The 15092-nt window shown below is 45.3% G+C and carries 23 protein-coding genes and 1 tRNA gene; 4 read left to right on the forward strand and 20 right to left on the reverse strand.

Translation table 11 applies throughout. From position 1 onward, the window contains the following. Nucleotides 1-59: 59 nt before the first annotated feature. Nucleotides 60-1166, reverse strand: a complete 1107-nt coding sequence (locus tag IAQ59_RS02125) for an imelysin family protein (RefSeq protein ID WP_209329135.1) — start codon at nucleotides 1164-1166, stop codon at nucleotides 60-62. 52 nt (nucleotides 1167-1218) lie between these two features. Continuing rightward, entirely contained in the window at nucleotides 1219-2367 is a 1149-nt protein-coding gene (locus IAQ59_RS02130) for a hypothetical protein (RefSeq protein ID WP_209329136.1), read from the reverse strand. A gap of 1169 nt (nucleotides 2368-3536) precedes the next feature. Here IAQ59_RS02130 and IAQ59_RS02135 point away from each other — a divergent pair. Genes IAQ59_RS02135 through IAQ59_RS22600 form a run of 4 tightly spaced genes read left to right on the forward strand, consistent with a single transcriptional unit; the run spans nucleotide 3537 to nucleotide 4414 of the window. Then, complete coding sequence (locus IAQ59_RS02135; protein WP_209329137.1) at nucleotides 3537-3875, forward strand: helix-turn-helix domain-containing protein; 339 nt, start codon at nucleotides 3537-3539, stop codon at nucleotides 3873-3875. A 10-nt stretch (nucleotides 3876-3885) separates the two neighbouring features. Further along, nucleotides 3886-4092 (forward strand): hypothetical protein, encoded by a 207-nt coding sequence (locus tag IAQ59_RS02140; protein ID WP_209329138.1) that lies wholly within the window; start codon nucleotides 3886-3888, stop codon nucleotides 4090-4092. Then, nucleotides 4082-4273: a hypothetical protein gene (locus IAQ59_RS22595; RefSeq protein WP_342450675.1), complete on the forward strand. Its 192-nt coding sequence runs from the start codon at nucleotides 4082-4084 to the stop codon at nucleotides 4271-4273. Before IAQ59_RS02140 ends, IAQ59_RS22595 begins: the two co-directional genes overlap by 11 nt. Nucleotides 4274-4288: 15 nt before the next feature. Then, entirely contained in the window at nucleotides 4289-4414 is a 126-nt protein-coding gene (locus IAQ59_RS22600; RefSeq protein WP_342450676.1) for a hypothetical protein, read from the forward strand. A gap of 61 nt (nucleotides 4415-4475) precedes the next feature. Here IAQ59_RS22600 and IAQ59_RS02150 read toward each other — a convergent pair whose 3' ends face one another. The 18 genes from IAQ59_RS02150 to IAQ59_RS02235 all read right to left on the reverse strand — a co-directional run bounded on the left by IAQ59_RS02150 (nucleotide 4476) and on the right by IAQ59_RS02235 (nucleotide 14996). Then, nucleotides 4476-4889: a hypothetical protein gene (locus IAQ59_RS02150; RefSeq protein ID WP_209329139.1), complete on the reverse strand. Its 414-nt coding sequence runs from the start codon at nucleotides 4887-4889 to the stop codon at nucleotides 4476-4478. 224 nt (nucleotides 4890-5113) lie between these two features. Further along, the gene (locus IAQ59_RS02155) at nucleotides 5114-5566 is read right to left on the reverse strand and encodes an RHS repeat domain-containing protein (RefSeq protein ID WP_245189412.1); all 453 of its coding nucleotides are present in this window, start codon (nucleotides 5564-5566) and stop codon (nucleotides 5114-5116) included. A 307-nt stretch (nucleotides 5567-5873) separates the two neighbouring features. After that, a complete protein-coding gene (locus IAQ59_RS02160) occupies nucleotides 5874-6179 on the reverse strand; it encodes a type II toxin-antitoxin system RelE/ParE family toxin (protein WP_209329141.1) in 306 nt (101 codons plus the stop codon). Further along, the gene (locus IAQ59_RS02165; protein ID WP_245189381.1) at nucleotides 6176-6490 is read right to left on the reverse strand and encodes a hypothetical protein; all 315 of its coding nucleotides are present in this window, start codon (nucleotides 6488-6490) and stop codon (nucleotides 6176-6178) included. Before IAQ59_RS02165 ends, IAQ59_RS02160 begins: the two co-directional genes overlap by 4 nt. A 17-nt stretch (nucleotides 6491-6507) precedes the next feature. Then, a complete protein-coding gene (locus IAQ59_RS02170; RefSeq protein ID WP_209329142.1) occupies nucleotides 6508-6681 on the reverse strand; it encodes a hypothetical protein in 174 nt (57 codons plus the stop codon). 106 nt (nucleotides 6682-6787) lie between these two features. Further along, entirely contained in the window at nucleotides 6788-7135 is a 348-nt protein-coding gene (locus IAQ59_RS02175) for a YxiG family protein (protein ID WP_209329143.1), read from the reverse strand. Beyond that, nucleotides 7132-7533 (reverse strand): hypothetical protein, encoded by a 402-nt coding sequence (locus IAQ59_RS02180; RefSeq protein WP_209329144.1) that lies wholly within the window; start codon nucleotides 7531-7533, stop codon nucleotides 7132-7134. Before IAQ59_RS02180 ends, IAQ59_RS02175 begins: the two co-directional genes overlap by 4 nt. A gap of 173 nt (nucleotides 7534-7706) precedes the next feature. After that, nucleotides 7707-7967 (reverse strand): type II toxin-antitoxin system RelE family toxin, encoded by a 261-nt coding sequence (locus IAQ59_RS02185; protein WP_209329145.1) that lies wholly within the window; start codon nucleotides 7965-7967, stop codon nucleotides 7707-7709. Next, a complete protein-coding gene (locus IAQ59_RS02190; protein ID WP_245189382.1) occupies nucleotides 7954-8151 on the reverse strand; it encodes a hypothetical protein in 198 nt (65 codons plus the stop codon). The genes IAQ59_RS02185 and IAQ59_RS02190 overlap by 14 nt, the downstream gene beginning before the upstream one ends. Before the next feature lie 50 nt (nucleotides 8152-8201). Continuing rightward, nucleotides 8202-8585 carry a tyrosine-type recombinase/integrase gene (locus IAQ59_RS22605; RefSeq protein ID WP_342450680.1) on the reverse strand — a complete coding sequence of 128 codons (384 nt, stop codon included), beginning with the start codon at nucleotides 8583-8585 and terminating at the stop codon, nucleotides 8202-8204. Nucleotides 8586-8673: 88 nt separating this feature from the next. Further along, nucleotides 8674-9252: a hypothetical protein gene (locus tag IAQ59_RS02200; protein WP_209329147.1), complete on the reverse strand. Its 579-nt coding sequence runs from the start codon at nucleotides 9250-9252 to the stop codon at nucleotides 8674-8676. A gap of 8 nt (nucleotides 9253-9260) precedes the next feature. Further along, the gene (locus IAQ59_RS02205; protein WP_209329148.1) at nucleotides 9261-10595 is read right to left on the reverse strand and encodes an RHS repeat domain-containing protein; all 1335 of its coding nucleotides are present in this window, start codon (nucleotides 10593-10595) and stop codon (nucleotides 9261-9263) included. 374 nt (nucleotides 10596-10969) lie between these two features. Continuing rightward, nucleotides 10970-11653: a toxin-antitoxin system YwqK family antitoxin gene (locus tag IAQ59_RS02210; RefSeq protein ID WP_209329149.1), complete on the reverse strand. Its 684-nt coding sequence runs from the start codon at nucleotides 11651-11653 to the stop codon at nucleotides 10970-10972. Continuing rightward, complete coding sequence (locus IAQ59_RS02215; RefSeq protein ID WP_209329150.1) at nucleotides 11646-13097, reverse strand: RHS repeat domain-containing protein; 1452 nt, start codon at nucleotides 13095-13097, stop codon at nucleotides 11646-11648. The genes IAQ59_RS02210 and IAQ59_RS02215 overlap by 8 nt, the downstream gene beginning before the upstream one ends. Nucleotides 13098-13193: 96 nt before the next feature. After that, nucleotides 13194-14021 (reverse strand): hypothetical protein, encoded by an 828-nt coding sequence (locus tag IAQ59_RS02220; protein WP_209329151.1) that lies wholly within the window; start codon nucleotides 14019-14021, stop codon nucleotides 13194-13196. Beyond that, nucleotides 13999-14187, reverse strand: a complete 189-nt coding sequence (locus IAQ59_RS02225) for a hypothetical protein (RefSeq protein WP_209329152.1) — start codon at nucleotides 14185-14187, stop codon at nucleotides 13999-14001. Before IAQ59_RS02225 ends, IAQ59_RS02220 begins: the two co-directional genes overlap by 23 nt. Nucleotides 14188-14385: 198 nt before the next feature. Further along, complete coding sequence (locus IAQ59_RS02230; RefSeq protein ID WP_209329153.1) at nucleotides 14386-14844, reverse strand: hypothetical protein; 459 nt, start codon at nucleotides 14842-14844, stop codon at nucleotides 14386-14388. A 63-nt stretch (nucleotides 14845-14907) separates the two neighbouring features. Continuing rightward, nucleotides 14908-14996 (reverse strand) — tRNA-Ser (locus tag IAQ59_RS02235). Nucleotides 14997-15092: the final 96 nt, after the last annotated feature.

The raw sequence follows: 15092 nt of genomic DNA on the forward strand, positions 1-15092 counted from the left end.
ATAAAGGATAAATAGAAACCTTACATACCGGTCGACGTTTCTGAAAACCCTGTCGTCAATCAGTCTCCATCCCCACTGCTAAAGGTGATGGAAATTCCCAATAAGGAAGACATATCGCTTTTAAAGAAACGGGTATGCCTTTGCAATTCGGTATGAAGCCTGTCTGCCGCCTCGGGGGAGGTTTGAATTTGCGCTGAAAGCGGCGTGTCTGTTGGAATGGCGGATAAGGCGGCCCTAACCTCTACCAACTGATTTTCGGTGGCAGTGACAAGCGCCGGCCCACCTACTACCGATTCCAGGTAATCCCGAAACCCGATACCTGCTTGCCCTTGCCGTGTTCTTCCATACCAAATATTCTCTACTGCATTTAAATGCCCGGCTATCATGGCAACCGATTTTCCGGAATAGTATGCCTCCACGAGAGCAGGTTCGGCCTGTGTCTGCCCGGGACGCAGCCCGAGGGGCAATCCCAATTTGAAGTTCTTCAGGCCTTCAAAACTCTTTACGAATTCATTGTAAAGCATGGACGTACTGCTTCCCACATCCGTTCCTTTGTTTTGGATAAATCCGGAAACATAGCCGTCATTCCAGGCAGTGAGGACTTCAGTTACCCGTCGGTCTATGTCTGCAACCGCCCCGGTTAAAAACGCCCCCCTTTCCTGTGCCGCAAAATCCTCGACGATTTCCGATGTGGATGCTCCACTGCCGAAAATCAAGTATTCGACGGCCAAAAAACCACGGGCATCCCGGTTAAAGTCGTTAAAGTTAGGTGAATTCACGATGGCATCTTCTATCTTTTCGGCAGATACGGGAAAGGTTCCTATCTCTTCTACCAAAGCCCTCCTGACACCTTGTGCACCAGCAGGCCCAAAGTTATAGGCGTTCGCATATTGCCAAGAGGTATAGGCTTCCTCCCAGGCATTCTGAAGGTCAACTAATGCGCTTTCGGTTGGATTTTGTACAAAGGCTTCCGCACTATTTTCCAGCGAGCCGACCTTTGACTGCAAATCCGTATACGCGGGAATTACCAGATTGCGGGCGAAATTTTCAAGCATACTCCCTCGGTCAAAGGAAGTGATCTCCGGCCCTTCCGTTTCTTCACAGGACGCAAACCCAATCAAGACCAGCATGACCACCAACACACTGGGATAAATTCGTCTAGTCATTTTTATTCAGTATTGAATTGTTTTCCTAATCACTCAATCTAGCCTAGGCAAATCACCGGCCCTGCTCGTTCACCCAGTTCTTCTCAAAATCGATGATATCTTGGTCCGTAAATTGATAGATAGCCTGTAACTGATCCATTACCTGCGAAAGCTTGGGCAATTCATTGACCGCATCCGTCACAAATTTGTACGAAGTGGGTGTTCCGTTATAGGGCGCATTGAGCAGTACCAAGATGGCATCGATCTGCGCATCGGTGATCCGCTTATGTTCCTGTGGAATCGTCCTCCACCCATGTATAAAGCCCACCGCTTCGCCATAAGCATGAAGCCCGGCGCCAATATCACTCGAAGTGGGGTTGGTCGCACTTAGCCTGCTGATTGTGGCATGACAATAGTTGATGATCGTGGCGGCATTCGCTTTTTCCCAAATCAATTTGATATCATCTATGGCTTCCAACTTTTCCGCCTGATATTCGGAACCTGCCGCAGTGGCTGCCTGAAGCTTTAAAAAGGCCGCCTTTATCTGAGAATACAGACCGTTTCCATCGTTCTTATCCCTTCTTGCGGTATAATTGGCCATAAACCGATCGCGCACGTCGGATGCCACGTTATTCGAGCTGGAGTTGGAGAATGCCGGTGTAGCGCCAAAAACCGCCAACACCTGATCCACTTCCTCAGAAGTCATATCTCCGGAAAGAAGGGTGGTGGCATGATGGTACAAGGCCGCCCCAAAAAGCCCTTTCTCGACCATCTGCTCGAGTTCAAGCCCATTCTCGTCAAAAAGGTAGCCGCCTAGTGTGCCTCCTTCACCCACAGGAACTCCGGGAGTATAGACGCTGCCGCCGCTTGCCTTAGCCAACTCATCCAGCCAAGCACCTGTTCCGGTTATCAAACCTGCGTAATAAGGGGTCGCTACTGCCTCTACACTTGGATTCCCCCCACTAAAAAGATCTTCAAGCGTTTCTTGGGTCACGGCTTCACCGATTCTTCCACGCTGCATTTCTACGGTCAAGGCAGAAAGCTGATTAAGCACGGCACGTTGCACGGTAGTGGCAGTCGTGAAATTGGCCCCATCGTAGGAAGCGGGGATCTGCAAGTCAGGACGGATATCCACACCGTTGTCCTCACAGGAAAACAACAACATGCCGGCCAATGCCACACCTGAAATACGGGAATAATAGTTGTTAAAGAAGGTTTTCATCTGTCTATAATTGATTTTTAATGGTCAGATGGAATCTCGCACGAATTACAGTCGTCCCTCTGTGTGTCGCTTGCGTCGTGCTCGATTTCATGTGTCTATAATTGTTTTTCAGTGGTTAGTTAAAATCCCTGCCTACCGGCAGGCAGGTTCGATTTCATTGGTTTGTTGAAAGATTAATAAGTTGATCGATGACTCATTCCTGTTGGTCCAACGATGCAAAGATAAAAAAAATCAATTTATTTAAACTAATTCTAAATAAAAATAGCGACTTTTTTGTACAGCCCATTTCAGGTATGCTCTAAGACAGTGCACACAAGAAACACGGGGTTTGCGAGTCCTTAGTTTATCAAAAAGCAGCACAAATAGTGAGACGTAAGATATAAGACGTAAGATGTTAGATGTGAGGCTCGGGAAACATTCGACCCTACATCGTCGCCAGCATCGAAAATACAGTGCGATCCCCTTGCCCCAGTCATTGGGAGGCTTGGAGCTGCGTGGCAATGGGGATACGGTGTAGGAGACAATCGGAATCCATCGACAGGCCGTCAACTAGTCCCAGGCCGAAGCAATCACTTTTAAGACTTAAGGTATAAGATATAAGAATGGCTGTGCTTCCCTAAATAACCTTGACTGTTTGGTTCAACGGTTCGACAGTCAGACGATTCAACAAAAAAAGGAGGTTGGCGATGCCATGCTGATCACAGTAAGGTTTAATATCCTTAGTATTACCATTGGCAATGATGTCCGAGTGATGCTTGCACCAGTTCTCCCATCTACTATAGGTATACAAGTACCTCTTTGAGGGTGGGCCGCTCCTTGATCTCAGTGATCTCCATTAGTGATGGGGTTTTATGAACAGTTCGATTTGCATTACTGTGATCCCCATCCGGACACCTCCCTTAAAGCCATGTCCGGCCAGCCAGTTGCCGTTTACAACTAATGCCGGAACGATCTTCACAGGGCTCCAGCCAGTCGCCGGGACTTCAGCCGCAGCTTTATTTGTCTGGTTTTTTCCATCCGCAATTTTTCCTAAAAATCTCTTATGTAACTATTGGACGCAAAAAAAGAAGTAATTCCCAAAATATTAAAGAACTATCAGCTTTGTTATCGCCCCTTATTCCCGTATACTTGCAAGTATATATGATTTAAGGACGCAAAACAGTCTGATTATGGATAAAATAACTGTTATCATATCGAATTTGAGGAAGGAAAAGGGCTGGTCTCAATCTGATTTGGCCAATGAGAGTGGGGTGTCCCGGGAGATGATCAGCAAATACGAAAGGGGGTTGGCCATTCCTTCTGTTGATGCTGCCAAAAAGATAGCTGATGCTTTTGGTGTTTCTCTTGACTATTTGGTCGGGGAAGGCATTAACGCCTCCTTTGATAAAACAACTCTGAAGCGATTGCAGGAAATTCAGAACATGAAGCCCGATTTCAGGGTACATCTTTTCTCAGTGATTGATTCGGTTATTCGGGATTACAAAACACAACAGGCGTATTCACAATAAAAATTGGATCATGAAGGTACTACTCGACATAAAAGACAACAAAGCCCTGCACTTGCTGGAAGTGCTCAAAGGGCCGCCATACGTGAAAACCAAACAGCTTACCGATGCCAAAGCCCAACTCATGAGCGAGATCAGGGAGGCCGTGGAAGAGATGAAGCTAATCCGGGCGGGTAAAAAGCAGGCCCGTGACGCAGAAGATTTTCTCAATGAGTTATAGTGTAAAGTCCATTGAGGTTTTTGAGCGGCAGGCCAAGAAGCTCACCAAAAAATACCCGTCCCTAAAACCGGAGCTGCTGGCCCTGGTACGGGAGCTGAAGGAAAACCCGGATCGGGGCACGGCCATTGGCAAAAGCTGCTACAAAATCCGCCTGGCTATCAAGTCCAAAGGCAGGGGCTAATCGGGCGGCGCCAGGGTGGTCACCAACTTTCTGGTGGCCGATGACACCGTTTACCTGCTCTCCATCTACGACAAGTCCGACAAAGAAACCCTCTCCGATAAAGAACTGGACGAACTCCTGCAGTTTGTCCCGGAATGGTAATGCCCCGGACGACTCTGGGATCTTTTCCCGCCACAAGCCTGGCGAGGATGCAGACAATACACTATATAATAAAAACATACTTAAAAAAATCCAAGAACTGTTCACCTCGTGCCAAATCAACACATCTTTTAAACGCTTTTTCTCGGTAGTTGAGATCCTCATACAGTTCTTTATTAATCATACAACTAATAAAATATTCTGCAAGAACCAGCAACACCTCCAAGAATCTACCCGCATCGGCAGCACATTGAAACAACTCCCCGTCAGATTCTGAATCCAAAATCTTAACCAATCCGGAGTTTTTCTCAATCACTAGTCTGTCATTGTCTTCAAATATACCTACGTAATAATAAGAAGGTGTCTCTCTTGTTTTTAACCCTAGCCTAACATCAGAAATATTAACCTTTTCCACGTTGTAAGAAGTCACTAGATCCCATAAACAGTTGGGGTATTCCTTATTGCCTACACGAATCATATTGAATCGGCTTTCCTCCTCCTGAATAAATCTTTATAAAGCCCATATACATTTAGCAAGCCAAAAATCTTGTCGCCCCCTTTTGGCCTATCGGCTCCTGTCCGAGAATGAAAAAGCTTTGTTACTTTCTGGTGGGGTGTTTTGGGAACCGCTGCTGCCACTTACCCCTGGTCTATATGGTGATGGACCAACTGGTCTCCTTTAAATTTTTGGGTAGTAGGATTTTACTCGATCCATTTATCATCCACTTTGATGTCTACATGCCGACCAGCCCTAATACTAGCCTTATTATCATCGCATAGCATATGAGGGGCATCTTCCATCATCCTGCGCCAAAAATACCTTGCGCTCCTCGGATGTTTATCAGCATTCAAATTTGATCTTGGACCGTCAGTCATAGGTATCTTTGGCGCATCTCTATAATATGCATCCGGAAACGGGTCGTATTCCTCCAATCCATCCAGGTCAACAAACCTTATTGGGTTGTTCCCCGCAAACTGGTAAGGTGTGTACCAGGGATAGTCTGCTGCCAACGGATCCACACTCAAAAACTTCGCTATGGAGGGGTTGTAGATCCTGAAACCGTAGTCGTAATGGCTCTTGGAACCCCATTCGCCGCTGCTGTCCTCCTCCTTCCCGTTGAAGCCATAAAGGTACGCACCCGCACGACCTTTCAGATTCTCCCCAACTCCCCTTCGATAACTTTTCCGTACCTGACGGCAGGTAAACTAAGAACGTTTCGCCCCTGCAGACTCCTATAAAGATAGTTTTTTCTTTCAGTTGAATAGTTTTCAGTTGCAAAAAAAGGAGGTGTGTGCGGGATCCCTTGTAAAAAACATATTCTTAAAAGAAAAAACGGAAAAAAAGATAGCCCCCAGTTTGGCTGCGTGGCCGGATGACGATGACGAACACCGCTTTACCTGTGAACATCGCCTTTGTACCAAGTGCTGTTTTGGTAGATTTCCCCTTTTACTGGTGGAGTTGCTATCCTTTCATCTTCTCCGGATCCTGCCTTGTATCAAAAAAATCTGTTATGTAGATGCAATCTTCCTCTATCCGGTAAATGATCTTAAAATTACCATCTATTAATCTTCTATGGCTTTTTTCGAGGTGCTCCAGATATTCTTCATATTGACCTACATGGGGATCGGTGGTCAGGCTGGCTGCCTTATCCAGTAATTGGTTTTTGATCTCCAATACTTTTTCTAAAGGGACCTTTTGGACCTTTAATAAAAACTGTATGGACTCCTCCAAGCTTTCAAAAGACTGGTCGGTATAAATTATTCTCATAGACCTAGCCTGTTATCCAGCTTCTTCTCGAACTCTTCCCTTGTGTAAACCCTGCCTTCCCTGATATCTTCTTCGGCTTTTAAAGCCCTTGAGGTGAGTTTTTCTTTAAGGATCGGATTTAAGCTGGACTTAACCAGTAAGGTCTTTATCGTCTCTAAAACATGAACGTCTTTCTCCTTCTCAATCAGCGCCCTTAACTCCTGTTTTATGTCTAGTTTTCCCATACCATAAAGGTAACAAATTATAGGGTTATTTAAGTTTATTTCCAACCCAAGGAATTGTGTTGCCTTACCACCTTTTTTCAGTTCCATCTATCCAGGCTTTTTGATTAGATCAGGTACTCAACTATGAAGGGGAGCTGCCCGGGGAGGTTACCCTGGAGGATAAACCGGAGTTTGAGCGCATAAAACTCATTAACCAACTCGACGAGGACGACCGCAGCACGGTATTCAAGATCATCGACACCATGCTCACCAAAAAGAAGTTCAAGGACTTCTTCCAAAAAAATGTGGCGGCTCTCTAACTTTTACAAAAAATTCAGCATTACTGCTTTTTTGACAGATTGAGCGCAATGAAAAAGCCCCTGAATACCAAAGGCTACTGGTAATTCATGATTCTTGTAGATTTAGACTGCCTGCCATGATGAATATTTCAAACCCATCACCGTCAAAAAGATAATTATAATTTGCTTTTTCGCTTTCTTCAATTGAATATTCTACCCCTAATTCCGGTAAATGGAATATTTCCGCCACGCTAATAAACTCCCACTCTTCATCTGCCCGGTCCTTGTTGACTTTGTACTTTAAGACTTCATTAAAAACCAACTTAAAATCCCTTGATTTTCCACCTTCAGAAGTTCTTAAATCAATAGTGATTGTATTCCTGCTGAAATCAAAATCAATTGACTTGATTTCAGAACCATACAACCCATTCAAGACATCTTGACTTACATTCATAGTTTTTCGTTCGCATTTATGATCTGCTGAATTTGCTCCGTGGGATCACTTGTAAATTCAATATGGGAAGTACGTATTTGGGCTGCATTAAAACCGGGCAACTTGGTTAGTCCTTTGGCTACCGCCTTGGAACCGTATTTGGAAGTAAGCTCACCTAAACCACCTCCTGCAAGGTCTCCAATAAAGCCCACAGCAAAATCCTGATAAAACTGTTCAGAATCATAACCACCGGGGTCATTTAAATAATTAGCAAAAACATCCCCTATGGCTGTTCCAGCTGCTCTACCTAATCTGCCCCCAGGTGCCTTCCAAGGTATTAAGCCCTCTAATCCTGATCGAGTAATCTGCCAGCCAATGACAGCACTGGATAAAGCCCCCAATCCGGCGGGTATGGGCAAAAAGCAAGGGAGTGGGGCGGTTTAAGGTGCGGTTGGCCGGCGGGCGGGTAAATAGCCCCGTGGACTTGCTTTTTGACGGATGGCGATGACGAACACCGTTTTACCTGTGGACGTTGTCGTTACTACAAACGTCATCTCGGGAATTTATCCTCATGGGGAAACAGCGTGGCTGATCAGTCGTAAATGTCCTTTCTGTGGCCTACTTTTCTGACATCCACTACCAGTACCTCATCGTCAATGGCATACACCACCCTATAATCACCTACCCTGATACGCCAGTTTTCAGACCCTCCCCGAAGCTTTATGGCACCGGCCGGCCTTGGGTCCCCTGACAGGGCCAATATGGCTTCGATGAGTTTGTTGTTCACCTGTTTGGGCAACTTGGACAGTTCCTTCGCAGCCGACTTGGTGACGGTTATCTCATATTGATTCATCCAGCCTGCCTTCTTCTTTCAAGGTCCTGATCACCTCGGCCAGCGGTATTTTTTCCTCGTCCCTCCTCTGCTCCGCTACCAGGTTGTCATAAAAATCCTCCCACAGTTTCCCGTGTTTTTTCAGGTCTATCTGAACAGCCACTTTCCTGTCCTTCTCATCGGTCACGTAATTTATCCCTTTCATCAGATTCATTTTTTCCTATCTAAAGGTAACGATTTATTTGTGTAATTGATTCACCTCAGCGGGTGGTGCCTCTGTACCGCCGCTTTCAGCTCTTCCAGCTGTGCTTGTTTGTATTTCTCGGTTGCCGACGGGTTTTTGTGTCCGGCAAAGACCTGGACTACCCTCAGGTCCTTGCCCCGCTTCAACAGATTGGCGATCACGCTTTGCCGTATCGTCAGGGCATTTACTTTTCTCGGACGGTAAACATCATCGTTCCGCCTGATGTGCTTCGTGATGTCTTCGGCTGTCATCAGCCCTTTCCGCTGTCCGACAACAAACGCTTGGTGACCAAAAACATGATCGTGAACTTCTTCGACCTGGCCATTAGGGATTTTAAGGCTAAACAGGCTTATTCCTCTTGAAAAACATAATCCGTAGCGAAAGACTCTACGGATTTCTTTTTATGGGGACAGCGTGCAAATCCCATAATAACCTCCCGAACCAAATACTTGGAAGAGTTACGAACAGCAGGAAAAAAAGGAATTAATTACAATAAAACCCATAAGGACTCAAGGATCCGAACTTTCTGCTTGTTGATTTTGGCAGCCTTTCAACATATTCCAAAAACTTGTCATATAATTCCGCTGGAGGCTCTGATTCATGGATATTAACTGATGGGATGTAGGCAATAAAATAACCCCAGCAATCCGTGTTGAAAACATAGGCTTTCACTACTTCACTTTCTAGGTCAGACATCTTCACATACAGCGGAGTCTTTACACCCACATATTTTATTTGTATGGGGATTTGAACTGGATATATATACAGAGTATCACTGCCTTTTATTAACCTTTCCCTTTCAATACCTTTAAACTCAAAATAAAGTTTATGATAGTATTCAGATAATTTCCTACCCTCTTCTTCATTTTCTCCAATTAAAGTTTGAAAGATCCCATCTGAATCAAACTCATATGCGTACATTATTAAAAATTCGGATTCTGCTTTTTTAAATAACCTCTTCGTTGTAAACTGCCAATAACCAACATACCCATACCACATTAGTGGTACTATTATGGAAATAATAGCCAAGGATTTCAAATATTTCTTTAAACTAAACCCCATACCGTCTATCACTTTTTGTAGTCTTTTTCCTTTTCTGAATAGGATTGCGACTTCCAATTTCCGTCAGATGTAATGTCAATTCCTCCATTTTTGTTATTTTTCTCAATAACTCCACTGAAAACTTTGACCCCGGTACTTTTACCATCAACCATAATTTCACTAAGTGCTTCTGTTGGCTTTTTACCTTCCTCACCAAGATAAATAGGTGTGTTTAGATACCAGCCTTTACCAGTTTTAATCTTTTCTGCTTCAGACTTTGAAATGGAAATTGATTCATAAATTACAGATTGGTCTCCTGTTTTAATGCTTCCGCCAATTCCGGCACCCGCTCTAATGCCAAAAACATTTTCGCCAAATTGCAAGCTACCTCCCCAGCCCCACTTAGCACCCACTGTGCTCATAGAAACTCCTATAGCTTCCATGGCATTTGAAAAAGTGGGTTTATTAAAAGCAAGACTAAACCCGGCGTCAACGCCCACTTCGGCTCCGGTAATCATCCTTGGGTTATCACTACTTTCATATAGATTTTGATTGCCCGGCCAGATAGCGGTATAGGCCTTAAACTGAGTTTTACCAATCATATCCCAGGCAGTGCCATTAGTAATCCCTATACTTCCACCATAAAAGTTTCCGATGCTGACACTAACTCCCTCTGAATAGATACTTGTAGAATTCCAATATTCCAATCCATCGAGATCAATCCCATCAATTGGACGGTTAGAAGCAAACTGATAGGGAGTCAACATGGGGTAGCTCTTCGTAAGGGGATCCACACTCAAAAACTTCGCTATGGAGGGGTTATAGATTCTGAAACCATAGTCGTAATGGCTCCTGGAACCCCATTCGCCGTTGCCGTCCTCCTCCTTGCCGTTGAAGCCATATCGGTACGCACTGTCCTGCACGCTACGACCATCCATGGCAAGTCCAAACGGATAATAGTCCGTGGTGTTGATCAAAGAGGTCCAAGTTGAATCTTGATTCAAGTGGATATTATCACTTACGACCGCAAGGACGTTCCCTAGATGGTTCGACAGCTCGTACTTCTTACCACCCAAGCTCCTATATCCAGTTTTCGAAGCGTAATTAACCAAACCAAGTCTTGAACTGCCGTAAATCGACTGTTCTTCAAGCTCTTGACCCTTATAGACGGCCATTACATTACCCGAAGCATCCCTCGCATATACCGTGGTATCTGTTGCAGTGATCTTGGCGATACGGTTTCCGGAAGCATCATACCTAAAGTGAACCTCGGTATTATCATCCTTAACAACCTTGCGTACCTTACCGTAAGGTGTCCACTCGATATTCGTAATACCTTCCTCCTCATCGAAATTCTCCCGCACGGCCTGGCCCCTCGCTAAAATGATCCTAAGGGATCATTTCTTAACGCTCGGTCCTCGATCTCGTCATAGGTGTAATTTTCGTCCTCCGATCCGTCGACGTTCTTCAGCTTGTTGCTAAAGGCGTAATATTCATATGTCAAATCATCCTGGACCGCCGTTTGCGAGTCAGTACGTTATAAAGTTAGAATTATTAAGATAAAAAACAGTAAAGATTAATAAAGACTATAGGCGTACCAGTTGTTTGACCCAATCAACAATCCGCTTTCTTGAATGTTCAATAGAGGTGTTTAAAATCGAAAATTGTTTTTATTTTAATTTACTCGCATTCAAGCAAGTAGGAATCTTAACGTCGGTCGGGAATAAGTTCTGTTGCACTATGGCTTAATTATGTCTATATTAATATTTAAGGTGTCACTTATTTTTTGATTATTAAATTCCTTTAAGGAAATATTATTCATTATTTTTATATGAATTTGAGAGGGTTTAGGATCTTTTATTACATATTCAAAAAGAGGTATACGACCTCCTTTGTTAACTCTAGTATTTGCTGTGTCGTTGTCAACTATAAATGTCAAGTCGGTAAATTCATCGTCAACTAATAAAGTTTGGACTTCAATTTTCAAAGTATCCATGAAAGTTACCCCTCCTTTGTTATGTATAATCGCATACAATGATTTCCCCTCCTCGCTGGTAATTTTCTTATTCAAGGAATCAAATTCAATACGGTATCTAAGGTTACCCTTAACGTCAAAAAGTCCATATGCTTCAATATTCCCATTTGGATAATAATAAGCGATACTTTCTATGACAACACCGTTTTCGTACTTACCAGTTACTTCCATATTTCCATTAGGATAGAATGAGGAAAAATCCCCATTCTTTCTTCCTAAGCTATCCACCCCAAAGTTGCTCTTGATATTTCCATTGGGATAAAAATTTTGTAATTGGTTTTCTTTATTCTTATCTCCATCCGTTTTGCTACTGCAAGATAATAATAAGGAACAAAATATTATAAAATGAAATCTCATACTGCTAATTGATACAGGTTTCTTATTCATTAACTCGTATTGTGTCGAACTCAGTGTGATGCCTCTGCGGTCTATCCATTTCTAAGGTGTCTCCGCAGACTACGCAAACTTTCATATATTTGTAATTTCCTATGTTAGGAGTTTGAGATTTTGGACTATGAGTCTTAGTTGTTAAATCGTTAATTCCCGTATAAATGTTCGATATTGTACTAGCAACTTCTTCAACTTCAAGCGTAGTGGGTCCTCCCGGACCAAACTTAGTTGAAGTTATATAGGTATAGAGGACTGAAATATCCACATTGTCTACCGGGTTCCTTGCTGATATAGTAGGAGATCCGCTAGCCCCTTCCGCATAAAAATGAATCCCCCCCGGTTGTGATCCTCCCCCGGAACCCTCTATGTCAAAATCCAACCAGCCTGAAACATTTTCCCACAAAGACTCCCAAAAACCTTTTTCAGTATGTTGAAGCATTTGCTGCTCTTTTACTATTTTAAAAATTTCATTGTGATCTGAGTCAAAAACTGTCAAAACATTTGGATTGGATTCATTCCAGTTAAAGGTTCCTGCGTTTACTGCTCCTTTGTATTCAATTTCAGCCCAGTTTCCAGCTGGCCGTGACTTATTTATTGAAGACAATGCCAACTGTTGGGAACGATCGACGTCACCAGTATTCCATGCTCGTTGTATCTCGTTGAGAAACCATGGGCTATTTATTACGATTTCCGCTTCTAAACCATCCCTGTCTATCGCAGCAATTGGTGTGTTTGAGGCGAATTGGTAAGGAGTGAGGTACGGATAAGTCGCAAACAACGGATCCACACTCAAAAACTTCGCTATCGTTGGATTGTAGATCCTGAAACCGTAGTCGTAGTTGTTCTGTCCGCCCCATTCCCCGCCTGCGTCGAGTTCCTTTCCGTTGAACCCATAACGGGACGTACTATCCTGCACGCTACGACCATCCATCGCCAAACCGAACGGATAATAGTCCGTGGTATTGATCAGCGAGGTCCAAGTCGAATCCTGGTTCAAGTGGATATTGTCTGAGACTACAGCTAATACGTTCCCCAGGTGGTTGGAAAGTTCATACTTTTTACCTCCCAAACTCCTATATCCAGTTTTGGAAGCGTAGTTAACCAATCCAAGCCTTGAGCTACCGTATATCGACTGTTCTTCAAGATTATTTCCCTTATAAACTGCCATTACATTACCCGAGGCATCTCTGGCATATACCGTGGTATCAGTAGCGGTGATCTTTGCTATGCGGTTCCCAGAGGCATCGTACCTGAAGTGAACTTCCGAGTTATCGTCTTTTACTACCTTTCTTACTTTTCCGTACGGAGTCCACTCGATGTTCGTAATACCTTCCTCTGTATCTGCTATTAGGTTGCCGATCTCGTCATACGTGTAGTTTTCATCCTCAGATCCGTCTACATTCTTGAGTTTATTACTGAACGCATAGTATTCATATGTCAAATCATCACGGAGAGACGTATTCTCTCCTCTTCGCTGTAAAGTTAAGCGCCCCCACATCCCGGCCCCTCGCTAAATTCATACTAAGGTATGAATTTTTTACGCTCGGTCCTCATTAGGATCATAAGTATAGTCAGCATCGTATTTCTTAGCTCCGGAAGTTCTCGCCGCATAGCCAGCAGGACCGTATTCGCTTAGGCTTCTCGCCTGTACAATACGATGAAGCTGATCGTAGCCGTAGACCATCCCCTGCATTCTATTTCCACCCAATCCCGGAAGGTTCGTGCTCATCCAGCTGATATTGCCGTTGTACAAGCCCTGCGCCGCCGTGGTGCCACGGATATCTTTATACGCATCCCATAAATTATCCCTACCGTCAGATACGGACACATTGGGGTTGATGGGTTTGTAGTCCCCCTCATAATACCCCAGCGCAAAGGCAAAGGCATCTCCGCCCGTGCGGAAGGTACCCAACCCGTCATCCCCCGGATCTCCCGCATAGGGTAGGTTTACGCCTTTCAGCCAACCAAAACAATTACGCCCCCGACTGCCCACCCTACAGCCTGGCCCAAGCCTAAAAATGCCCACTGGGCATTTTCTTAACGGCTCGTCCCCCTGTACGTTGTATTCTCCCAGTTCCACTCGTGCCAATGGCCCATGGGGATAATAATAATAGGAGGCATCACGGTTCCACACCAGCCCATCAGTACTGGTATGCACTTCCTCTAATCTGTTGTCGGCGTCGTAGCGGTAGCGGTGGATCAACTGGTCGGGATAGCCGGACTGGTAATGCACCTGGTTGACATTGCCGCTGACCAGGTCATAGACATACTCCGTTCGCTTTGATCCGATGCCCGGAAGGTCCTGGAGAAGTGCTTTTCCCACCCTGCATCCCGGCTCCTCCCTAAAATGATCCAAAGGGATCATTTCTTAACGGTCGGTCCTCGTGGGCGTCATAACTATAATAAGTGAAAACCGTATAAACCGCATCCCGCTCCACCATCGCCGTCCACGAAACCCGGCTGCGCAGGTAATCCTGCGAGAAGGTGGGGTCACGGGGTATGCCGGGACGGTCGTAGGCCGTCAGCGTCACGTCCCCGCAGCCGTAGGTACCGCAGTCCGGAAAGACGGCGTCCTCCAGCAGGGCCTGAAGCGCCTCGGCGGATTCCGTCGCCGTGATCTCCCCGGTCTCCGTCACCCGGCCCTGCCGGTCGTAGCGGGTATAGCTGTACTTGTCGCCGGCCGCCTGTTTGGCGTTCTGGGACAGGCGCAGCTGCCCCGCCCGGTTATACTAGAAACGGCTCCCGCCCCCGTCCGGACTCTCCTGCCACACCAGCTGGTTGCGGCTGTTGTAGCGGTAGCGCGTTTCCAGCCGGTGATACGGATGGATGGCCGTGCCGTTCTTCACCGAGGTGATCTGTCCCTCACTCAGCGGCTGCACACCTGCCGGCGGTATCGTCTGCACCAGGTTCCCGGCCTGGTCGTAGTAGTACAGGGTATAGTGATACTCTTTGGGAATATAGGTATAGGAAAGGGACTCCGCCGTCAGGTCCAGGCAGTTCCTCTCAAAGTTGGCATAGTACTCCCCTATCCGGCGCTCCATCATGGATGCCGCCGCCAGCTCCCTCAGCGAGGATGCCCGCGCCGCCCTGTCCGCCTGGCAGGAGTCCAGTACCGCCTCCCAGTCGGGGGTGAACACAAAGACACTGTTAAATTCAGACAACAAATCAATGCCACTTTTGTGACTCATTTGTGACTACCCCAAAGAAAAAGCCCTGTAAAACTGATTTACAGGGCTTTAATAATACATTAGTAGAGAGTGGGGGATTCGAACCCCCGGTACGCTTTGACACGTACGACAGTTTAGCAAACTGCTGGTTTAAGCCACTCACCCAACTCTCTGAAAATTCGGATTTGCGCGCTTAAGCGTTGCAAATATAAACCAATAATCGGCACTTAAACAAAAGCACCCTCCAATAAATTTCGGGATTAGCAATG

The sequence above is a fragment of the Lunatimonas salinarum genome (genome assembly GCF_017811155.1).
Taxonomy (GTDB): Bacteria; Bacteroidota; Bacteroidia; order Cytophagales; family Cyclobacteriaceae; genus Lunatimonas; species Lunatimonas salinarum.

Coding starts and splice junctions, on each gene's coding strand:
- IAQ59_RS02140 (WP_209329138.1), top strand. CDS start 3,886: ATGAAGGTACTACTCGACATAAAAGACAACAAAGCCCTGCACTTGCTG.
- IAQ59_RS02135 (WP_209329137.1), top strand. CDS start 3,537: ATGGATAAAATAACTGTTATCATATCGAATTTGAGGAAGGAAAAGGGC.
- IAQ59_RS02185 (WP_209329145.1), bottom strand. CDS start 7,967: ATGAATCAATATGAGATAACCGTCACCAAGTCGGCTGCGAAGGAACTG.
- IAQ59_RS02230 (WP_209329153.1), bottom strand. CDS start 14,844: ATGAGTCACAAAAGTGGCATTGATTTGTTGTCTGAATTTAACAGTGTC.
- IAQ59_RS22595 (WP_342450675.1), top strand. CDS start 4,082: ATGAGTTATAGTGTAAAGTCCATTGAGGTTTTTGAGCGGCAGGCCAAG.
- IAQ59_RS02150 (WP_209329139.1), bottom strand. CDS start 4,889: ATGATTCGTGTAGGCAATAAGGAATACCCCAACTGTTTATGGGATCTA.
- IAQ59_RS02125 (WP_209329135.1), bottom strand. CDS start 1,166: ATGACTAGACGAATTTATCCCAGTGTGTTGGTGGTCATGCTGGTCTTG.
- IAQ59_RS02190 (WP_245189382.1), bottom strand. CDS start 8,151: ATGAAAGGGATAAATTACGTGACCGATGAGAAGGACAGGAAAGTGGCT.
- IAQ59_RS02210 (WP_209329149.1), bottom strand. CDS start 11,653: ATGAATAAGAAACCTGTATCAATTAGCAGTATGAGATTTCATTTTATA.
- IAQ59_RS02200 (WP_209329147.1), bottom strand. CDS start 9,252: ATGGGGTTTAGTTTAAAGAAATATTTGAAATCCTTGGCTATTATTTCC.
- IAQ59_RS02130 (WP_209329136.1), bottom strand. CDS start 2,367: ATGAAAACCTTCTTTAACAACTATTATTCCCGTATTTCAGGTGTGGCA.
- IAQ59_RS02175 (WP_209329143.1), bottom strand. CDS start 7,135: ATGAATGTAAGTCAAGATGTCTTGAATGGGTTGTATGGTTCTGAAATC.
- IAQ59_RS02220 (WP_209329151.1), bottom strand. CDS start 14,021: ATGATCCCTTTGGATCATTTTAGGGAGGAGCCGGGATGCAGGGTGGGA.
- IAQ59_RS02165 (WP_245189381.1), bottom strand. CDS start 6,490: ATGGAACTGAAAAAAGGTGGTAAGGCAACACAATTCCTTGGGTTGGAA.
- IAQ59_RS02160 (WP_209329141.1), bottom strand. CDS start 6,179: ATGAGAATAATTTATACCGACCAGTCTTTTGAAAGCTTGGAGGAGTCC.